We start from the raw sequence: 18,036 nt of genomic DNA, 5'->3' as shown, positions 1-18,036 counted from the left end.
CGCTCACTCCGCCACGCCCACCACCAGCCAGATGAACGCCGCCCCGGCGACCGTGCACAGCAGCGTGGAGCGGGCCGGGTGTTCGTGGTGGGCCTCGGGGAGGATCTCGGCGGCGGCGAGGTAGAGCAGCGCGCCGCCGAAGAAGCCGAGGTAGCAGCCGAGGGGGCCCTCCGGGATCGTGAAGAGGAGCGTGGAGGCGGCGCCCAGCACCGGGGCCGCCGCGTCGGCGAACAGCATCGCGAGCGCGCGGCGGCGGGCGTTGCCGTACACGCTCGTGAGGGTGTACGTGTTGAAGCCGTCCGCGAAGTCGTGGGCGATCACCGCGAGCGCGACCGCCACGCCCATGCCCCCGCCGACCTGGAAGGCCGCGCCGATCGCGACGCCGTCCATGGCGCTGTGGCCGACCATGGCCGCGGCGGCCGTCAGGCCCACCTCGGGCGTACGGCCGCCTGGCTCCTCCGCCCCGTGCGCCGCCTGACGGGCGGCCAGCAACCGCTCCACCAGATGCGCCAGCAGGAACCCGGCGACGAACAGCAGCAGCGCGGCCGGTACGCCGAAGACCTCGTCGCCGGCGGCCCGCAGCGCCTCCGGCAGCAGGTCCAGGCCGACCACGCCCAGCATCAGGCCGCCGGCCAGGCCCAGCACCAGGTGACGGCGGTCCGTCACGCGTTGTGCCGTCCAGCCGCCGAGCAGCGTCATGAGGAACGCGCCGAGCGCGACGAACACAGCCATGGGTCTTTGCTACCGGAAGAGCTGGGCCTCTTGCCTGCGGCACCCCGTAGCTGTGGCTCGCTTGTGGGGCCCGTTGCCGACCGCGGGTTCGTCGTGGCTGGTCGCGCCCACGCGGCGGAGCCGCACATCGACACTGCCCGCGCCCCTCGGGGGCGCGCCACCACCCAGAGAGGATCGATCCCCCATGGCTGCTGACACCGGCAAGGTGACTTTCGTCGGTGCCGGGCCCGGTGCCGCCGATCTGTTGACGTTTCGGGCCGCGCGGGCGATCGCGGAGGCCGATGTCGTGATCTGGGCGGCCAGCCTGGTCCAGGCGGAGGTCCTCGACCACGCGCGTGAGGGCGCCGAGATCCTCGACTCGGCGGCCATGTCCCTGGAGGACGTCGTCGCCGTGTACGAGCGGGCCGTCACCGAGGGGCTGAAGGTCGCCCGTATCCACTCCGGCGACCCGGCCCTGTGGGGCGGCACGCAGGAGCAGGTCGACCGGTGCCGGGCGCTGGGGATCGCGACCGAGATCGTCCCCGGTGTCTCCTCCTTCTCGGCCGTCGCCGCGCTCGCGCAGCGCGAGCTGACGATCCCGGAGGTCGCGCAGTCCGTGATCCTCACCCGGCTCGGCGGCGGCAAGACGCCCATGCCGCCCGGCGAGGAGGTGCGGGAGTTCGCGCGGCACGGCACGACCATGGCCGTGTTCCTGTCGGCCGCGCGCAGCGGCCAGCTGGTACGGGAGCTGCTGGAGGGCGGCTACCCGACGTCCACACCGGTCGTCGTCGCGTACCAGGCGACCTGGCCCGAGGAACTCGTCGTGCGCTGCACGATCGAGACGCTGGAGGAGACCGTCAAGGAGCACAAGCTCTGGAAGCACACGCTGTTCCTGGTCGGCCCGGCCCTCGACGCCCACGGCACGCGCTCGCACCTGTACCACCCCGGCCACTTCCACGGGTACCGCAAGGCGGACCCGACGGCACGCAAGGCCCTGCGTGAGGCGCGTCGCGAGGCACGGGAACAGGGCGGCACTCCGTGAGCCGGCCGACGACCACGCATCCCGTACTTCCGCCCGTATTTCCGCTGTGGGGCATGCGGCCTCCGGCGCACAGTGAAGGAGTTGACCGGTGATCGGCCTGATCTCCGCGACCGCCGCGGGGGCCGTTGCCGCCCAGCGGCTCGCCTCGGCCTGGCCCGAGCGGACACGTGTCTACGCAGGGCCCGTACGGGACGCCGTGGTGCGCGCGTTCGGGGAGTGCGACCAGCTGGTGTGCTTCCTCGCCACGGGCGCGACCGTACGGCTGCTCGCGCCGCTGCTGGGGGACAAGGCGTCCGACCCGGGTGTGGTGTGTGTCGACGAGGGTGGGCGGTTCGCTGTCTCGCTGGTCGGCGGGCACGGGGGTGGCGCCAATGAACTCGCCCGTGAGGTGGGCGAGTTGTTGGGTGCGGAGCCGGTGGTGACGACCGCCACGGATGCGGTGGGGGTACCCGGTCTGGACACGCTCGGGTTCCCGGTGGAGGGGGATGTCGCCGGGGTGTCTCGGGCTGTGCTCGACGGGGAGGCCGTCGAGCTGGACCTGGAGTTCGGCTGGCCCCTGCCCGCGCTGCCGTCGAACGTCAGGCGCCCGGCGCCGGACGCTGTGCGCACTCCGAGCCGCCGCTCGCAGGAAAGCGCACCGGTGATCCGCGTGACGGACCGCGCGGTCGAACCCGCCGAAGGTGAAGTCCTCCTCCGTCCCCCGTCCCTGGTGGTCGGCGTGGGCGCCTCCAAGGGCGCCCCTCTCGACGAAGTGCTCGGGCTGATCGAGGAGACCCTGCGCGACGCGGGCCTCTCCCCCGAGTCCCTCGCCGAGATCGCCACCGTCGACGCCAAGGCCGGCGAACCCGGCATCGTCGAGGCCGCCGAACGCCTGGGCGTACCGCTGGTCACCCACTCCGCCGAGGAGCTGGCGGAGGTCGACGTCCCGAACCCCTCCGACGCGCCCCTCGCCGCCGTGGGCACCCCGTCCGTCGCCGAGGCCGCCGCCCTCGTACGCGGGGGTGAACTCCTCGTCCCCAAGCGGAAGTCGGAGCGTACGGACGGACAGCCGGCGATGGCGACCTGTGCCGTCGTACGGCGGCCGGCGCGCGGGCGGCTCGCGGTGGTCGGGCTCGGGCCCGGCGCCCGTGACCTGCTGACGCCACGCGCCAAGGCCGAACTCGCCCGCGCCTCCGTACTCGTGGGGCTCGACCAGTACGTCGACCAGATCCGCGATCTGCTCCGGCCCGGCACCCGGATCCTGGAGTCCGGGCTCGGCGCCGAGGAGGAACGGGCGCGCACGGCCGTGGCGGAGGCCCGGAAGGGGCAGGCCGTCGCGCTGATCGGCAGCGGGGACGCGGGCGTGTACGCCATGGCCTCCCCCGCGCTCGCGGAGGCGTCCGACGACATCGACGTGATCGGCGTACCGGGCGTCACCGCGGCGCTCGCCGCCGCCGCGATCCTCGGCGCGCCGCTCGGCCACGACCATGTGTCGATCAGCCTGTCCGACCTGCACACGCCGTGGGAGGTCATCGAGCGGCGGGTGCGGGCGGCGGCCGAGGCGGACATCGTGGTGACGTTCTACAACCCGCGCAGCCGGGGCCGGGACTGGCAACTGCCGAAGGCCCTCGGCATCCTGGCCGAGCACCGGGAGCCGTCGACGCCGGTCGGTGTCGTACGGCAGGCCTCACGGCCGGACGAGTCCGCGCGGGTGACGACCCTGGGCTCGCTCGATCCGGCGACGGTCGACATGATGACCGTGGTGACCGTGGGCAACACGGCGACCCGTCAGATCGCGGGGCGTATGGTCACACCGCGTGGCTACCGCTGGCAGGAGGACCCGAGGTGAAGGTCCGGCCGCCGGTGCCCGCCGCCGTCCACGACGCCCCGCCGTACTCGCTGTACCGGCTGTACCCGTTCGTTCCACACTCCGAGGAGAAATCGTGACCACCCCGCCGCCCGCCCTGCTCATCGCCGGTCATGGCACCCGGGACGATGCCGGAGCCGAGGCGTTCCGCGACTTCGTACGGGAGTTGGGGCGCCGACACCCCGAACTGCCCGTCGCGGGCGGCTTCATCGAGCTGTCCCCGCCGCCGCTGGGCGAGGCCGTGGCCGAGCTGGTGGAGCGGGGGGTGCGGCGATTCGCCGCGGTGCCGCTGATGCTGGTGTCCGCCGGGCACGCCAAGGGGGACATCCCGGCGGCGCTGGCCCGGGAGAAGGAGCGGCACCCGGGGATCTCGTACACCTACGGCCGTCCGCTGGGCCCGCATCCGGCGCTGCTGCGCGTGTTGGAGCGGCGGCTCGACGAGGCGCTCGGCGGCGACGGCCGTACCCCGGGCGACCGGGCGGAGGTGACCGTGCTGCTCGTCGGGCGCGGTTCCACCGACCCGGACGCCAACGCCGAGGTGTACAAGGCGGCGCGGCTGCTGTGGGAGGGGCGGGGCTACGCGGGCGTGGAGACGGCGTTCGTGTCGCTGGCCGCGCCGGACGTGCCGAGCGGGCTCGACCGGTGCGTGAAGCTGGGCGCGAAGCGGATCGTCGTCCTGCCGTACTTCCTCTTCACCGGCATCCTGCCGGAGCGGGTGCTGCAGCAGGCCGAGGGGTGGGCGGCGGCGCACCCGGAGGTCGAGGTACGGTCTGCCGATGTCATCGGACCGGAACCGGAGTTGCTGGACCTGGTCATGGAGCGGTACCGGGAAGCGCTGGAGGGGGATCTGCGCATGAACTGCGACTCGTGCGTGTACCGGATCGCGCTGCCCGGCTTCGAGGACAAGGTGGGCATGCCGCAGCAGCCGCACTTCCACCCCGACGACGACGGCCACCACGGGCACGGCGACGGTCACGGGCATCACCATCGCCACGGAGGGCATGCGCACTCCCATGCACACTGAAACGGATCCGGAGGGCGCCCGGCACGATCTGCGGCACCACGGGGACGCCGAGGTCCGTGACGACGGGGCGGCACTCGTCGACCTCGCCGTGAACGTGCGCGCCGGTACGCCGCCCGACTGGCTGCGGTCGCGGATCGCGGACTCGCTGACCGGGCTCGCCGCCTACCCCGACGGGCGTCGGGCGCGGGCGGCGGTCGCGGCCCGGCACGGGCTGCCGGTGGACCGGGTGCTGCTCACCGCGGGCGCCGCCGAGGCCTTCGTGCTGCTCGCCCGCGCCCTGAAGGTCCGTCGGCCCGCGGTCGTGCACCCGCAGTTCACCGAACCGGAGGCCGCGCTGCGGGACGCCGGGCACACCGTGGACCGGGTCCTGCTGCGGGCCGAGGACGGCTTCCGCCTGGACCCGGCGGCCGTACCGGAGGACGCGGACCTCGTCGTCGTCGGCAACCCGACGAACCCCACGTCGGTACTGCACCCGGCCGCGTCGATCGCCCGACTCGCCCGTCCCGGGCGGATGTTGGTGGTCGACGAGGCGTTCATGGACGCGGTGCCGGGCGAGCGCGAGGCGCTGGCCGGTCGTACGGATGTGCCCGGTCTGGTGGTGCTGCGCAGCCTGACGAAGACATGGGGGCTGGCCGGGCTGCGGATCGGGTACGTCCTCGCCGCCCCCGAGACGATCGCGGATCTGGAGCGGGCCCAGCCCCTGTGGCCGGTGTCCACGCCCGCGCTCGCGGCGGCCGAGGCGTGTGTGTCGCCCCTGGCCCTGGCGGAGGCGGCCGACGCGGCGGACCGGGTCGCCGCCGACCGCGCCCATCTGGTCGCCGGGCTCAAGGAGTTCGCCCCCGACGGCCTCACGGTGGCCGAGCCCGCCGAGGGCCCGTTCGTCCTCGTCCGCGTGCCCCGCGCGACGGCCGTACGCCGCCATCTGCGCACCCTGGGCTTCGCCGTGCGCCGCGGCGACACCTTCCCGGGCCTGGGCGAGGAGTGGCTGCGGCTCGCGGTGCGCGACCGGACGACGGTGAACCACTTCCTCCAGGCCCTGGACCGCGCGCTGACCCTGGCGGACCGCTGACTCCAGCCAGGGCCCCAGGGCTTGTCCGACCATGTCAGACAAGCCCTGGGGCCACGCGCTCCCCGCTGCCGTCCGGGAAGCGGAGTTCCACGGTTCCGTCGGCGGTGACCGTCGCGCTCGCTCCCGTGTGGGGCGTGTGCGGGTCGGCGGTGAGCAGGACGAGCGTGACCAGCAGGGGGGCGCCTCCTTGCAGTACGGGGGTCGCCGAGTGGTGGCCGTAGGCGTTCGTGTCCACACCACGCGTCACGGTTCCCGGCCCGTCGCCCCAGCCGTACAGGCCCACGATCGCGCTGGTCAGGCCGTCCGTGCGACGGGCCAGCGCCCAGCCGGGGCCGGACTCCCCCACCGGCGGTCCGGCGTCGTCGGCCACGGCCCAGCCCCCTTCCCGTACGGGCGTGCCGGGCGGGGCGTCGACGCGGTGGACCCGGATCTCCCAGGGGCCGTGCACCACGCTGACCGTCTCGACACCGACACCGACACCGACACCGACGCCGTCGCCGTACCGGGACGCGGCGCGCCGGCCCTCGGCGCCCAGTGGGTGGATACGGCCGCGCGGGCCGGGTGTGCCGTCGGGGGAGAGCAGGGCGAGGTGGTTGTCGGGGCCCGGCGTCTCGGGCGCCGTGGCGCTGGAGTAGGCGAGGCGGGCGTAGTGCGGGCTGTCCTCGGCGGTCGCGGGCGGGGGTGGCAGCCGGTCGCTGCCGTGGTTGACCAGCCGTACGATCCCGTCGGCCGCCGTGGAGTGCAGCAGCCAGCCGGGGGCGGGCAGGGCCAGGGTGGTGTCGACGGACTCCACCGGGCCGGGCTCCTCCTTCGCCGTCCACACCGGGTGGCTCTCGGGCAGCAGCAGCCCCAGGAAGGCCTTGCTCGCCCAGTACGGGGAGGCGGGGCCCGAGTAGCGCTGGGTGACGGGCAGGAAGGGCCGGTACCAGCCGAGGCGCAACAGCCCCCGCTCGTCCGGGACTCCACGCTCGACGAAGTGCTTCAGACCGCCCGAGGCGAGTCGGCGGGTGCGGCCCGGCGGCAGGGGTGTGGCATCGGCTAGGGCGCCCGCCCAGAGCGGGGCGGTGGTGGCGAAACGGTAGGTGAGCGAACGGCCCTGGTGGACGGGGGCACCGTCGGAGCCGAAGAAGTGCTGGTGGACGGCGAGGAATTCACGCAGCCGGAAGCGATGCCGGGCCACCGTGTCCGGGTCCGCGCGTGGGCCCGCGATACGCGCCCACAGGACCGGGTACAGGTGCAGCGCCCAGGCGTTGTAGTAGTCGAACTTCCGCCCGTCGCCGTCGGTGTACCAGCCGCCGCCCCGGTACCAGTCGTCCAGCCGGGCGAGCCCCGCGTCGATCTCGGCCCGGCTGTGCGGGGCGCCGACGGAGGCCAGGAACTCCTCCGTGATCACCTGGAACAGCCGCCAGTTGGAGTCGTTGACGTCCGCGCCGACGAACCCGCCCAGCCAGTCGGCGAGCCGTCCACGCACGGTGTCGTCGAGGTGGTCCCACAGCCAGGGCCGCGACTCGTGCAGGGCGATCGCGATCGAGGCGGCCTCCACCATGGGCTGGGCGCGGTCCGTGATGGGCGGCCAGTGTTCGGGATGGTGGGGGTCCGTGCCGGCGGCGAGCCCGGCGGCGTACCGCTCGACGAGGTCGGGGCCGACGCGGCCACCCGAGCCCCCGATCCGGAAGGCAGCGAGCAGGAAGGAGCGCGCGAACCCCTCCAGCCCGTCGGACCACGCCCCGGAGTGGCTGGGACGGCCGGGTAACCGGTACTGGGCGAGGCCCGGGGAGGCGTACGGCACCAGCCCGTCGAGGAGCCGGTCGGCGACGGCCTCCCAGTGGCGGCGGGTCCAGCCGGTGAGGGGGGAGAGGGAGGGATCGGGCGGGGGCAGGTCGGTCATACGGGGCTGAGTCCTCCGTGTCGGTGTAGCGGGGGCCGTACGGCGCGGCCCCAAGGAGGCGCGGGGCTGCGTCGATTTGCGGCTCCGCCGCGTGGGCGCGACCAGCCGCGAACCACCAGCAGCTTCACGACGGCCCTTCCGGCGGAGCGCCCGGCGGAGCCACACTGCGGCGTACGACGATGTGCGTGCCCAGCAGATGATGCGTCCCGGCCGCGTTCTCGGGATCGCGCAACGCGATCCGGACGGCGGCACGGCCCAACTCCTCGGCCGGCGTACGAACCGTGGTGAGCGGCGGACTGAAGTCCTCGGCCAGCGGGATGTCGTTGTACCCGACCACCGACACGTCCTGCGGAACACGCAACCCCGCATCGGCGATCGCGCGGAGCACCCCTGCGGCGACCATGTCGTCACCGGCGACGACGGCGGTGAACTCCCGTGTCTCTTTGAGGAGTTCGGTCATCGCGCGCAACCCCGCCGCACGTCCGAGCCCGCAATCGACGACGTGCCCGGCCGCCGGAGGCAACCCGTGCTCGGCGAGCGCCGCCCGGTACCCGGCGACACGCGCGTCCAACGCGGTGTTCCCCGGCAGCCCGCCGAGGAAGACGATCCGCCGATGACCGGCCGACAGCAGATGCCCCGTGATCGCCCGAGCCCCCGCCTCGTTGTCGAACTCCACGACCAACGCCGGGAGTTCGGGCCCCGGGGCCGGTCGCCCGCACAGCACCAGCCGAGCGCCCGACGCGTCGAGGGCCTGCGCGTAGTGCGCCACGCGCGAGCGATACGCGTCGTCCTCGACGACCCCGCCCACCAGAATCACCAGCCGCGCCCCCTCCTCCCGCATCAGCTGCACGAACTCCATCTCGCGCTGCGGATCCCCGCCGGTCGCGCCGACCACGCACAGCCAGCCCCGGTCGGCGGCCTCCGCCTCCACGCCCTCGGCCACCTGGGCGTAGAAGGGGCTGGTGACCTGGCGTACGACGACGGCGGCCATCTTGCGGCCGCCGCCGACCAGCGCCCGGGCATGCGCGTTGGCCACGTAGTCGAGATCACGCGCGGCCCGCAGCACGCGCGCCCGCGTCGCGGCGGGCACGGGATGGTTGCCGCTGAGCGCCCTCGACGCCGTGGCCACCGACACACCGGCCCGCTCGGCCACCTCACGGATCGTGACCCGTCCCTTGCCCGTCATGCCGTTCCCCATCCCCCGCGTCTCCTGCTCCACCAGCGGAGCGTCACGTATTGGCCGCGTAGTCCTTCGCGAACTCCTCGGCCATTCTGTCGCCGCCCCGGTCCCGCCACTTCCTCACCGTCGCGTCCCACTCGGACAGCGGGAGGCGCCCGGCGACGATGCCGGTCGCCGTGTCGTCCATGAGGGCCTTGAGCGTGGTGCCCTGGGCGTTCTTGGTACGGGACTGCAGGCCGAAGGAGGCGTTGCGGACGGCGTGCGGCACCACCTTGCGCTGCCAGGTGTGCAGCGCCCTTACGGCGTCCGGCATGCCCGGCACGAACAGCACCTGGGGGCCTTCGGCGAGGTACTTCAGCGGCAGGTTGGTGTTGTTCTCGACCTCGCCGAGCTTCGTGGGCTGCGGGGAGCCGTCCTTGCCCCGGGTGAAGTGGGTGCCCTCGACGCCGTAGTGGACGAGTTCCCACTCCTCGCTGCCGAAGGGGGCGGCGAGGTGGTCGAGGATGCGCAGCAGCAGCTCGATCCGTTCCTTCTTCGCCTTCTTCAGCACGGTGTAGCCGAAGGAGCGGCGGGCGGCGACGATGCCGCCCGGTTCGCCGCCGACGCTGTACGGGAGGGCGGCCGCCGGGGTCAGCTTGCCCTTGCTCTCGCGGTACTTGGGCAGGTACGCGCCGAAGCCGTCCTGCATGGAGCCGACCGTGCCGTTGTAGTAGAGGGTGGTCAGGTCGATCTGGGAGATGGAGGTGGCGTCGGGGTGGTACGAGCCGTCCTTGCGCAGCCTCGCCTGGAAGGCGAGGGACGCCTTGTAGCGTTCGTCGGCCCAGCCGGGCTCGAAGTCGCCGTCCTTGGTGACGGCCCACTCCAGGGGCGCGTTGTGGGCGGCGGCGTGCACGGCGTTGCCGAAGAGTGAGCCCTGGGCGGCACCCAGGGCGTACGTACGTCCGCCGGTCGCCCGCCTGGCGACGGCGGCGAAGTCCTCGGACGTCCAGCCCTCCTTCATGCCCGCGTCGGTGAACATGCCCTGGTTGAGCCAGAGCGTGGAGCCGGGCAGCGGGCGCTCCAGCGGAATGCCGTAGAGGAGCCCGCCGATGCGGCCCATGTCGCGCCAGGCGTGGGTGGGGATGTTCGCGAGGTTGGGGTAGTCGGCGATCGCGTCGCCGGAGAGGTACGGGGTGAGGTCCTCGGCCCGGCGCTGGACGAACTCGGCCTCGCGGGGCAGGACGAACCCGGAGAAGATGTTGATGATGTCGGGCAGGGTGTCGGCGTCGCCCGCCATCACCGTCGCCATCTTCTTCTGGTAGTCGGCCTGGGAGACGATCGTGTACTCGATCTTCACGCCGAGTGCCTTCTCCACGGCGGCCCAGAACCGGTTGGCGGAGGCGGGTTTCGGTGGCGTGCCGAAGGACACCGACATGACCTTGACGGTGGAGCCGTCGCCGGGGGTGCGGGAGACGGACTTGACCAGGTCGGAGGGGTAGGCGGTGTAGCCGGCCTGCACCCCGGCCCCGGTCGGGGCGAGGTCCGGCTTCGGGCCGCCCGCGGGCCTGTACGTCGGCCAGGGCGCGAGCTTCTTGCCCGCGTTGGAGACGTCGCCGCCGCCGGATCCGGTGGAGCAGGCGGTCAGCAGGGAGGGGGCGGCGACTGCGGCGCCTCCGACGGCCAGGGAGCGAAGCAGGGTGCGGCGGGACATGCGGGGCATGAGCGGATCACCTCTCTGAGCACGGCTCTTGATGGTTCGTCAGCTCTTGATGGCGCCGGTGAGCACGCCCTTCGTGAAGTACTTCTGCAGGAACGGGTAGACGAGCAGGATCGGCACGGTGGCGATCACCAGCACCGCCATCTGCACGGTCTGCGGCGCCGTGACGGTCCCCTCGCCGGTCGTCGCGTCGGTGAGTCCGGACCCGGCGACCACATACGTCCGCAGGACCTGTTGGAGGGGCCAGTGGTCGCTCTCCAGGTACAGCGAGGCGTAGAACCAGGAGTTCCAGTACGCCACCGCGTAGAAGAGTCCGACGACGGCGAGCGCGGCCTTCGACAGCGGCAGGACGACCGACCACAGCACCCGCCAGTCCCCGGCCCCGTCGAGCCGGGCCGCCTCGTACAGCTCCTCGGGGATGCCCTGGAAGAAGCCGCGCAGGACGACGAGGTTGAAGACGTTCACGAGGACGGGCAGGACGAGCGAGGCGTAGTTGTCGAGCAGGCCCAGCTCCTTGACCAGCAGGAAGCTCGGGATCATGCCGGGCGGGAAGAGGAACGTGAACAAGATCAGCAGGAGCACCGGCCTGCCGCCGAGGACGCCGGGGCGGGAGAGCGCGTAGGCGAGGGTCACCGTGCAGGCGAGGCTGAGCAGGGTGCCGACGAGTGTGACGCCCGCGCTGACGCCGAGGGCGTGGGTGACGATGCCGCCGTCGAGGATGTCCCGGTAGGCGTCCAGACTCGGCTCGGTCGGCCAGAGCACCCAGCCACCGCCCGCCACGACCTCGTCCGTGGAGGCCAGTGAGGTCGAGACGATCACGAGGAACGGCACGCAGACCAGGAGGACGACGGCGACGAGGGCGACGGCCTTGGCGGCCTGGGTGACGGGCTTCGGCTTCTCCAGCCAGCCGGGCCTTGTCGATGCGCTCACCTGTAGACCCCCTGTTCGCCGAGCCGATGGGCGACCTTGTTGGCGGCGTAGACGAGGAGCGCGCCGATGACGCCCTTGAAGAGGCCCGCGGCGGCGGCGAATCCGTAGTCGCCGCCGACGATGCCCTGGTAGTAGACGAAGGTGTCGATGATCTCGGCTGTCTCCGGGCCGACCGCGTCACGCTGGAGCAGCATCTGTTCGAAGCCGACGGAGAGGATGTCGCCGAGCCGCATGATGAGCAGCAGCACGATCACCGGGCGGATGGCGGGGAGCGTGATGTGCCAGAAGCGGCGCCAGGGCCCGGCACCGTCGATCGCGGCGGCCTCGTACTGCTGCTCGTCGACCTGCGAGAGCGCGGCGAGGAAGATGATCGTGCCCCAGCCGGCGTCCTTCCAGACGACCTGGGCGACGACGAGCGGTCGGAAGGCGTCGGGGTCGCCGATGATGTCGACGGTGTGCAGGCCGAGGCCGCTCAGCGAGGAGTTGAGCAGTCCGGTGTCGCCGAGGATCTGCTGGAACAGGGCGACGACGATCACCCACGAGATGAAGTGCGGCAGATACGCCACCGACTGCACGAAGCGGCGGACGGTGCTCCAGGTGAGGCTGTGCAGCAGCAGGGCGAGGGCGAGCGGCACCGGGAAGTAGAAGACGATCTGGAGGACCGCGATCCAGAGGGTGTTGAGGACCGCGGCCCAGAACGCCCCGTCCTCGAACATCCGCCGGAAGTTGCCCAGGCCCACCCAGGGGCTGCCCCAGAGGCCGTCGAAGGGGACGTACTCCTTGAAGGCGATGAGGTTGCCGGCCAGGGCGCCGTAGTGGAACAGCAGGAAGTAGGCGAGGCCGGGCAGCATCAGCAGAACGAGCGGGAGCGAGCGCCGGGTCTGTAAACCTTTTCGCAATACGGTTCCCCCTCACACCTCTTCATCGGCGTGAGGGGAAGTTAAAACGTTTTCACTGGGTGGTCAACAGCCCTGACACAGAAAGGGTGTTGACCCGGGGGAACGGGAATTTGACGACAGGCCCTAGCTGACGACCCGCCCGTTCAGCACGACCCTGCGGGGTGCCGCCAGCACGCGTACGTCGGTCCGGGGGTCCGTCTCGTACACGATCAGGTCGGCGGGCGCTCCCTCGTCGAGGCCGGGGCGGCCGAGCCAGCGGCGGGCGCCCCAGGTGGTCGCCGAGAGGGCCTCGACCGGGGGGATACCGGCGGTGACCAGTTCCGCGACCTCACCGGCGACCAGGCCGTGGGCGAGGGAGCCGCCGGCGTCGGTGCCGACGTAGACCGGGATGCCGGCGTCGTAGGCGGAGCGCACGGTGTCGTAGCGCCGCTCGTGCAGTCGGCGCATGTGCGCGGACCAGCGCGGGAACCTGGCCTCGCCGCCGTCCGCCATGCCCGGGAAGGTGGCGATGTTGATGAGGGTGGGGACGATCGCGACGCCCCGTGAGGCGAAGAGCGGGATGAGGTCCTCGGTCAGTCCCGTCGCGTGCTCGATGCAGTCGATGCCCGCCTCGACGAGGTCCCGCAGCGAGTCCTCGGCGAAGCAGTGCGCGGTGACGCGGGCGCCGAGCCGGTGCGCCTCGGCGATCGCCGCCTCCGTCGCGTCCCGGGGCCAGCAGGCGGCCAGGTCGCCCACCTCGCGGTCGATCCAGTCCCCCACCAGCTTGACCCAGCCGTCGCCGCGCCGGGCCTCCCGGGCGACGTACGCGACGAGGTCGTCCGGCTCGATCTCGTGTGCGTAGCCCCGAATGTAGCGGCGGGTGCGGGCGATGTGGCGGCCGGCGCGGATGATGTTCGGGAGGTCGTCGCGGTCGTCGATCCAGCGGGTGTCGGAGGGCGAGCCCGCGTCCCGGATGAGGAGGGTGCCGGCGTCGCGGTCGGTGAGGGCCTGCTTCTCGGCGACGTCCTCCGGAACGGGTCCGTGCGCGCCGAGGCCGACGTGACAGTGGGCGTCGACGAGGCCGGGGAGGGCCCAGCCGTCGACGGTACGGACGTCTTGCGCGCCGAGGGGGCGGTCGTACGTCACCCGTCCGTCGATGACCCACAGCTCGTCGCGGACCTCGTCCGGTCCCACGAGGACCCGGCCCTTCACATGCAGCACCGTGTGATCGCTCATGCATGGCACCTTAGTGACCGGCTAGTCGTTCTCGCCCACCTGGTCGGACGTCTCCTCCTCCACCTCCGCCATCGCCGGATCGATCAACCGCGACAGGAAATGACGCGTCCGCTCATGCGCCGGGTCGCCGATGACCTGGGCCGGTGTGCCGTCCTCGACCACCACCCCGCCGTCCATGAAGACGACCCGGTCGGCGACCTCGCGCGCGAACGTCATCTCATGGGTGACGACCATCATCGTCATGCCCTCGTTCGCCAGCATGCGCATGACCCCCAGTACGTCACCCACCAGCTCGGGGTCGAGGGCCGACGTCGGCTCGTCGAAGAGCATCACCTCGGGGCCCATCGACAGCGAACGGGCGATCGCGACGCGCTGCTGCTGACCGCCGGAGAGGGAGGCCGGGTAGGCGTTCGCCTTCTCCGACAGGCCCACCCGCTCCAGGTTCTCGGCGGCCACCTTCGCCGCGGTCGCCTTGTCCCGCTTGAGGACCCGCCGCTGCGGCAGCGTGAGGTTCTCGGTCACCGTGAGGTGCGGGAAGAGGTTGAACTGCTGGAAGACCATGCCGATACGGCGGCGTACGGCGTCGATGTCGACGTCGGGGTCGGTGAGTTCGGTGCCGCCGACGAAGACCTGGCCCTTGGTCGGCTCCTCCAGGAGGTTCACGCACCGCAGCAGCGTCGACTTGCCCGAACCGGACGGGCCGATGACGCACACGACCTCGCCCTGTTCGATCTCCAGGTCGATGCCGCGCAGCACCTCGTTGTCGCCGAACGACTTGTGCAGGCCACGTACTTCGATCTCCGGCCGCGCCGTAAGAGGCTTCTCGCTCATTTCACGGCCTCCTGGGCCTTCGCCTCCATGCGGCGCACGACGAAGCCGAGCGGGATCGTGACCAGCAGGTAGCACAGGCCGGCGACGAGGATGGGCGTGGAGTTGGCGGTCGTACTGGCCAGGTCGCGGCCGTACTTGGACAGTTCGCGCTCCTCCAGGGTGACGCCGAGGAACAGCACGAGGGAGGAGTCCTTGAAGAGGAGCACCAGCTCGTTGGTCAGCGGCGGGAGGATGATCCGGAACGCCTGCGGCATGATGATCGAGACCATCGCGCGGGCCGGTGAGAAGCCCAGCGACCGGGCCGCCTCCAGCTGCCCCTTGGGCACCGCCTGGATGCCCGCGCGGATCGTCTCGGCCATGTACGCGGCAGCCACCAGGCCGAGCGCGAGCGCGACCTTGCCGTAGGTGCCGCCGGGGATCTCCGTGCCCGGGAAGGCCAGGGGTACGGCCACGCCGATGAAGATGAAGATCAGCAGGGCGGGCAGGCCGCGGAAGATCTCGATGTAGACACCGGCGAACCAGCGGTACGGCCCCACCGACGACAGCCGCATCAGCGCGATCACCATGCCGAGGACGAGTCCGAACGCGAAGCCGGACACCGTGTACAGCACGGTGTTCTTCAGCGCCAGCGTGATGACGTCCGGGAACATTTGTTCGGCGATGTCCCACTGGGCGAACTGGTTCTTGAGCCGGTCCCAGTCCGCCGAGACCGCGAACGCGACCACGGCCGCGACGAACACGGCGTACTGGGCGCCGCGCGACAGGCTGCGCTTCTGCCGCCGGGTCAGGCCCTTCTTCCTCGGCTGGAGTGGTACGTCCGCGGAGGTCATGAGGCGGACGGGGACGCGGAGGCGGCGCTCTCGTCGTACGGGCCGATCCACTTCTCGTACAGCTTCTTGTACGTACCGTCGGCCTTCGCGTCGGCGAGCGCCTTGTTGACGGCGTCGACGAGCTCGGTGTTGCCCTTCTTCACCGTGAAGCCGTACTGCTCGCCGGTGTTGATGTTGTCGGCGACCTCGAAGGCCTCGGCGTTGGCCTTGTCCTTGAGCCAGCCCTGGACGACGGGGTAGTCGATGACCACGGCCTGGACCTGGCCGGTGCGCAGGCCGTTGAGGACGGCGTCGGAGGACTCGAAGGAGACCGGGTCGAGGCCCTTGCTCTTGGCGTAGTCCTCGCCGGTGGTCTGGGCCTGGGCACCGACCTTCTTGCCCTTGAGGTCGCCGAAGGACGTGATGCCGCTGTCCTTGGTGGCGAGGACGGCCTGGGTGGCGTCGAAGTAGGGGTCGGAGAAGTCGACGTTCTTCTTGCGCTCCTCGGTGATCGTCATACCGGCCGCGGCGAGGTCGCACTGGCCGGAGTTGAGGGACCCGCCGGTCTTGAAGTTCTCGAAGGGCTGGTCGACGATCTCCTGCTGCACGCCCAGGTCCTTGGCGACGAGGTCGATCAGCGCCACGTCGAAGCCCTGCACCTTGCCGTCGATCTCCGACTGGAACGGCGGGTACGGCAGATGCGTACAGGTGGTGAGCTGTCCGGCCTTGACGAGAGTGACCCCGCCCGGGGCCGTCTTGGTGGCGCCCTCACCTCCGTCGTCGTCCGAGGAGCAGCCGGCGACGAACAGCAGGCCCGCCGTGGCGGTGATGGCGGCCAGGGTGCGGGTGCGGCGTCCGAGGAACGAGTTCACCGGGTACCTCCTGTGAGAAAACTGAGGCTTCCGATTATAAGGAGATGTTTGGCTCACTCAAATCAATCCGATGGTTGCTGGACTGTCTGGCCTCCGATCTTCAGCCCGGAAACGCGATCGGCCCGGCCCACAGCAGGTGGGACCGGGCCGACGGCGGGGTTTGGAGCTGCTGCCGCTGGAGTGCGTTCAAGAGTGTTTTGGTGAGCGGGGGTGAGTGTTGCTGGTCTGTGTCGTGCCACGCGCCTCGGTGATGGTGTCGGTGTCAGCGAGGAACTGACGTTCTTTCATCGAATGCGTGACCTTCCTGGAGGGTGCTCGTTTGCCATGGTGACGGGGTCTTCGGGTGGCATCGGGCGGGGGTGACGGGGTGGGTGAGCTGAGGGGCATCGCCGCGCCGTTCGTCGCCCCCGGCCCCAGTGGTGTGGCCGTGCGGACCCGTCTCAGGCAGCTGACGCCGGGAGATGAGAAGGTGCTGCGTCTGGTGGGGGCGCATCTGGGGTCGCTGGCCTCGAAGGATCTCAAGGCGCGCTGCCGGGACGGCCTGGAGCATTGCGGTCAGGCGTGGGCGGTGCGTAAGCGGGAGCTGACGGCGCTGTCGTCGTCGCGGTGGGCGGGCAGTATCACCAAGGCCTCGCACGATCAGTGGGCGCTGGCCCGCCGTGGCCAGCTCGCGCACATCCACAATCTGGAAGCCGGTATCCGTACCATCGAGGACCGTCTGTCGCTGCCGGTCGGGCGGAAGGGGACGGGGAAGGCGCCCGGGGGTTACCGGTCCCGGCGGGAGTGGCATGCGAAGTCGAGGCGGCTGCGGGTGCTGCAGGACCGGCTGGCTGCCGCGCGGGCCGACCGCGAGGCCGGCATCGTCCACGTCGTGCGCGGCGGCAGACGGCTGGCCCGCACCCGCCACCACCTGGACGCCGCTCAGCTCACGGAGTCCGCGTGGCGCGGGCGGTGGGAGGCGGAGCGCTGGTTCTGCCAGGCGGACGGGGAGTCCGGCAAACGGCACGGCAACGAGACCATCCGCGTCAGCCCCGAGGGTGAGGTGAGTATCAAGCTGCCCGTGCCGCTCGCGCATCTGGCGAACGCCCCGCAGGGACGGTACGTCCTCGCGAGCAGGGTCGTGTTCGCGCACCGGGGCACCGAATGGGCGGACCGCGTCGCGGCCCACCGGGCGATCGCCTACCGCATCCATCTGGATACTGGCCGGGACCGCTGGTATCTGACCGCGTCCTGGCAGCTCCCGCCCACCCCCACCCTCCCCAGCGAGGCAGCGCTCGCCCACGGGGTGATCGGCGTCGACATGAACGCCGGCCACCTCGCCGCCTGGCACCTCGACCCCCACGGCAACCCCACCGGCAGCCCGCGCCGCTTCTTCTACGACCTCACCGGCACCGCCCAGCACCGCGACGCCCAGATCCGCCACGCCCTCACCCGCCTCATGCACTGGGCCCACACCTGTGATGTGCGCGCGATCGCGGTGGAGGACCTGGACCTCGCCGCCGAGAAGACCCGCGAGAAACACGGCCGCCGCACACGCTTCCGCCAGCTGATCTCCGGCATGCCCACCGGCAAACTCCGCGCCCGCCTGGCCTCGATGGCCGATGCCACGGGGATCGCGGTCATCGCCGTCGACCCGGCGTACACCAGCCGCTGGGGAGCCCAGCACTGGCAGAAACCCCTCACCACCACGACACGTAAGACCATTCGCCACGATGCCGCCGCCGTGGCGATCGGAAGGCGCGCCCAGCAACACCCGATCCGGCGACGGACGACACCGCCCCCTGCTCACCGGAGTGATGCGGTGGGGCATCGGACCGTCCAGGCCGGACCGAGTGTTCCTGGGCGTGAGGAACCCCGCCCCCGCATCCCCGGACCACGGACACGATCCGTAGGCGCTGGGCGCGGAGCGAACGCGGGTAACCAGAACGCCCAACACCGTCCGGGGCGTTCGGCCGAGCACGAGACCTGGCAACAGGACTCACTCCCGCTCAGTCTTTAGGAACCGTGTGGGCGTAGGGAGCGCG

At 71.7% G+C, this 18,036-nt stretch carries 15 protein-coding genes; 5 read left to right on the top strand and 10 right to left on the bottom strand.

Annotated elements, in window-relative coordinates; genetic code table 11:
• Positions 1–3: 3 nt before the first annotated feature.
• Positions 4–732, bottom strand: coding sequence for a ZIP family metal transporter (locus tag SGFS_RS43185; RefSeq protein WP_286257839.1), 729 nt, complete (start codon positions 730–732; stop codon positions 4–6).
• A gap of 184 nt (positions 733–916) precedes the next feature.
• Here SGFS_RS43185 and cobM point away from each other — a divergent pair, with 184 nt between their 5' ends.
• From cobM to cobC, 4 genes are all read left to right on the top strand, one after another.
• Complete coding sequence (cobM, locus tag SGFS_RS43180; protein WP_286257838.1) at positions 917–1,753, top strand: precorrin-4 C(11)-methyltransferase; 837 nt, start codon at positions 917–919, stop codon at positions 1,751–1,753.
• An 88-nt stretch (positions 1,754–1,841) separates the two neighbouring features.
• The gene (gene cobJ / locus SGFS_RS43175; protein WP_286257837.1) at positions 1,842–3,581 is read left to right on the top strand and encodes a precorrin-3B C(17)-methyltransferase; all 1,740 of its coding nucleotides are present in this window, start codon (positions 1,842–1,844) and stop codon (positions 3,579–3,581) included.
• A gap of 94 nt (positions 3,582–3,675) precedes the next feature.
• Complete coding sequence (locus tag SGFS_RS43170) at positions 3,676–4,623, top strand: sirohydrochlorin chelatase (protein WP_286257836.1); 948 nt, start codon at positions 3,676–3,678, stop codon at positions 4,621–4,623.
• Positions 4,613–5,692: an Rv2231c family pyridoxal phosphate-dependent protein CobC gene (gene cobC, locus SGFS_RS43165; RefSeq protein ID WP_286257835.1), complete on the top strand. Its 1,080-nt coding sequence runs from the start codon at positions 4,613–4,615 to the stop codon at positions 5,690–5,692. The genes SGFS_RS43170 and cobC overlap by 11 nt, the downstream gene beginning before the upstream one ends.
• A gap of 34 nt (positions 5,693–5,726) precedes the next feature.
• Here the strand turns inward: cobC and SGFS_RS43160 are convergent, their stop codons facing one another.
• The 9 genes from SGFS_RS43160 to SGFS_RS43120 all read right to left on the bottom strand — a co-directional run bounded on the left by SGFS_RS43160 (position 5,727) and on the right by SGFS_RS43120 (position 16,012).
• Positions 5,727–7,580 (bottom strand): DUF2264 domain-containing protein, encoded by a 1,854-nt coding sequence (locus SGFS_RS43160; protein ID WP_286257834.1) that lies wholly within the window; start codon positions 7,578–7,580, stop codon positions 5,727–5,729.
• Positions 7,581–7,704: 124 nt separating this feature from the next.
• The gene (locus SGFS_RS43155; protein WP_286260353.1) at positions 7,705–8,766 is read right to left on the bottom strand and encodes a LacI family DNA-binding transcriptional regulator; all 1,062 of its coding nucleotides are present in this window, start codon (positions 8,764–8,766) and stop codon (positions 7,705–7,707) included.
• Between the two features lie 43 nt (positions 8,767–8,809).
• Positions 8,810–10,459, bottom strand: coding sequence for an extracellular solute-binding protein (locus SGFS_RS43150; RefSeq protein WP_286257833.1), 1,650 nt, complete (start codon positions 10,457–10,459; stop codon positions 8,810–8,812).
• A gap of 39 nt (positions 10,460–10,498) precedes the next feature.
• A complete protein-coding gene (locus SGFS_RS43145; protein WP_286257832.1) occupies positions 10,499–11,386 on the bottom strand; it encodes a carbohydrate ABC transporter permease in 888 nt (295 codons plus the stop codon).
• Positions 11,383–12,237, bottom strand: a complete 855-nt coding sequence (locus SGFS_RS43140) for an ABC transporter permease (protein ID WP_286260352.1) — start codon at positions 12,235–12,237, stop codon at positions 11,383–11,385. The genes SGFS_RS43145 and SGFS_RS43140 overlap by 4 nt, the downstream gene beginning before the upstream one ends.
• 171 nt (positions 12,238–12,408) lie before the next feature.
• The gene (locus SGFS_RS43135; protein WP_286257831.1) at positions 12,409–13,500 is read right to left on the bottom strand and encodes an amidohydrolase family protein; all 1,092 of its coding nucleotides are present in this window, start codon (positions 13,498–13,500) and stop codon (positions 12,409–12,411) included.
• A 21-nt stretch (positions 13,501–13,521) separates the two neighbouring features.
• Positions 13,522–14,331, bottom strand: a complete 810-nt coding sequence (locus SGFS_RS43130; protein ID WP_286257830.1) for an amino acid ABC transporter ATP-binding protein — start codon at positions 14,329–14,331, stop codon at positions 13,522–13,524.
• Entirely contained in the window at positions 14,328–15,161 is an 834-nt protein-coding gene (locus SGFS_RS43125) for an amino acid ABC transporter permease (RefSeq protein WP_286257829.1), read from the bottom strand. The genes SGFS_RS43130 and SGFS_RS43125 overlap by 4 nt, the downstream gene beginning before the upstream one ends.
• Entirely contained in the window at positions 15,158–16,012 is an 855-nt protein-coding gene (locus SGFS_RS43120) for a basic amino acid ABC transporter substrate-binding protein (RefSeq protein WP_286257828.1), read from the bottom strand. Before SGFS_RS43120 ends, SGFS_RS43125 begins: the two co-directional genes overlap by 4 nt.
• 367 nt (positions 16,013–16,379) lie before the next feature.
• Between SGFS_RS43120 and SGFS_RS43115 the strand changes: the two genes are divergently transcribed.
• Positions 16,380–18,011 carry a transposase gene (locus SGFS_RS43115; RefSeq protein WP_286257826.1) on the top strand — a complete coding sequence of 544 codons (1,632 nt, stop codon included), beginning with the start codon at positions 16,380–16,382 and terminating at the stop codon, positions 18,009–18,011.
• Positions 18,012–18,036 lie beyond the last annotated feature (25 nt).

The organism is Streptomyces graminofaciens (assembly GCF_030294945.1).
Classification (GTDB): Bacteria; Actinomycetota; Actinomycetes; order Streptomycetales; family Streptomycetaceae; genus Streptomyces; species Streptomyces graminofaciens.
The sequence above is the reverse complement of the archived record's forward strand: the minus strand, read 5'-3'. Positions and strand labels throughout refer to the sequence as shown.

What these genes read in the sequence shown, in the direction of transcription:
- SGFS_RS43185 (WP_286257839.1), bottom strand. Translation starts at nt 732, where the DNA reads ATGGCTGTGTTCGTCGCGCTCGGCGCGTTCCTCATGACGCTGCTCGGC.
- cobM (WP_286257838.1), top strand. Translation starts at nt 917, where the DNA reads ATGGCTGCTGACACCGGCAAGGTGACTTTCGTCGGTGCCGGGCCCGGT.
- cobC (WP_286257835.1), top strand. Translation starts at nt 4,613, where the DNA reads ATGCACACTGAAACGGATCCGGAGGGCGCCCGGCACGATCTGCGGCAC.
- SGFS_RS43160 (WP_286257834.1), bottom strand. Translation starts at nt 7,580, where the DNA reads ATGACCGACCTGCCCCCGCCCGATCCCTCCCTCTCCCCCCTCACCGGC.
- SGFS_RS43155 (WP_286260353.1), bottom strand. Translation starts at nt 8,766, where the DNA reads ATGACGGGCAAGGGACGGGTCACGATCCGTGAGGTGGCCGAGCGGGCC.
- SGFS_RS43150 (WP_286257833.1), bottom strand. Translation starts at nt 10,459, where the DNA reads ATGCCCCGCATGTCCCGCCGCACCCTGCTTCGCTCCCTGGCCGTCGGA.
- SGFS_RS43140 (WP_286260352.1), bottom strand. Translation starts at nt 12,237, where the DNA reads ATGCTGCCCGGCCTCGCCTACTTCCTGCTGTTCCACTACGGCGCCCTG.
- SGFS_RS43135 (WP_286257831.1), bottom strand. Translation starts at nt 13,500, where the DNA reads ATGAGCGATCACACGGTGCTGCATGTGAAGGGCCGGGTCCTCGTGGGA.
- SGFS_RS43130 (WP_286257830.1), bottom strand. Translation starts at nt 14,331, where the DNA reads ATGAGCGAGAAGCCTCTTACGGCGCGGCCGGAGATCGAAGTACGTGGC.
- SGFS_RS43125 (WP_286257829.1), bottom strand. Translation starts at nt 15,161, where the DNA reads ATGACCTCCGCGGACGTACCACTCCAGCCGAGGAAGAAGGGCCTGACC.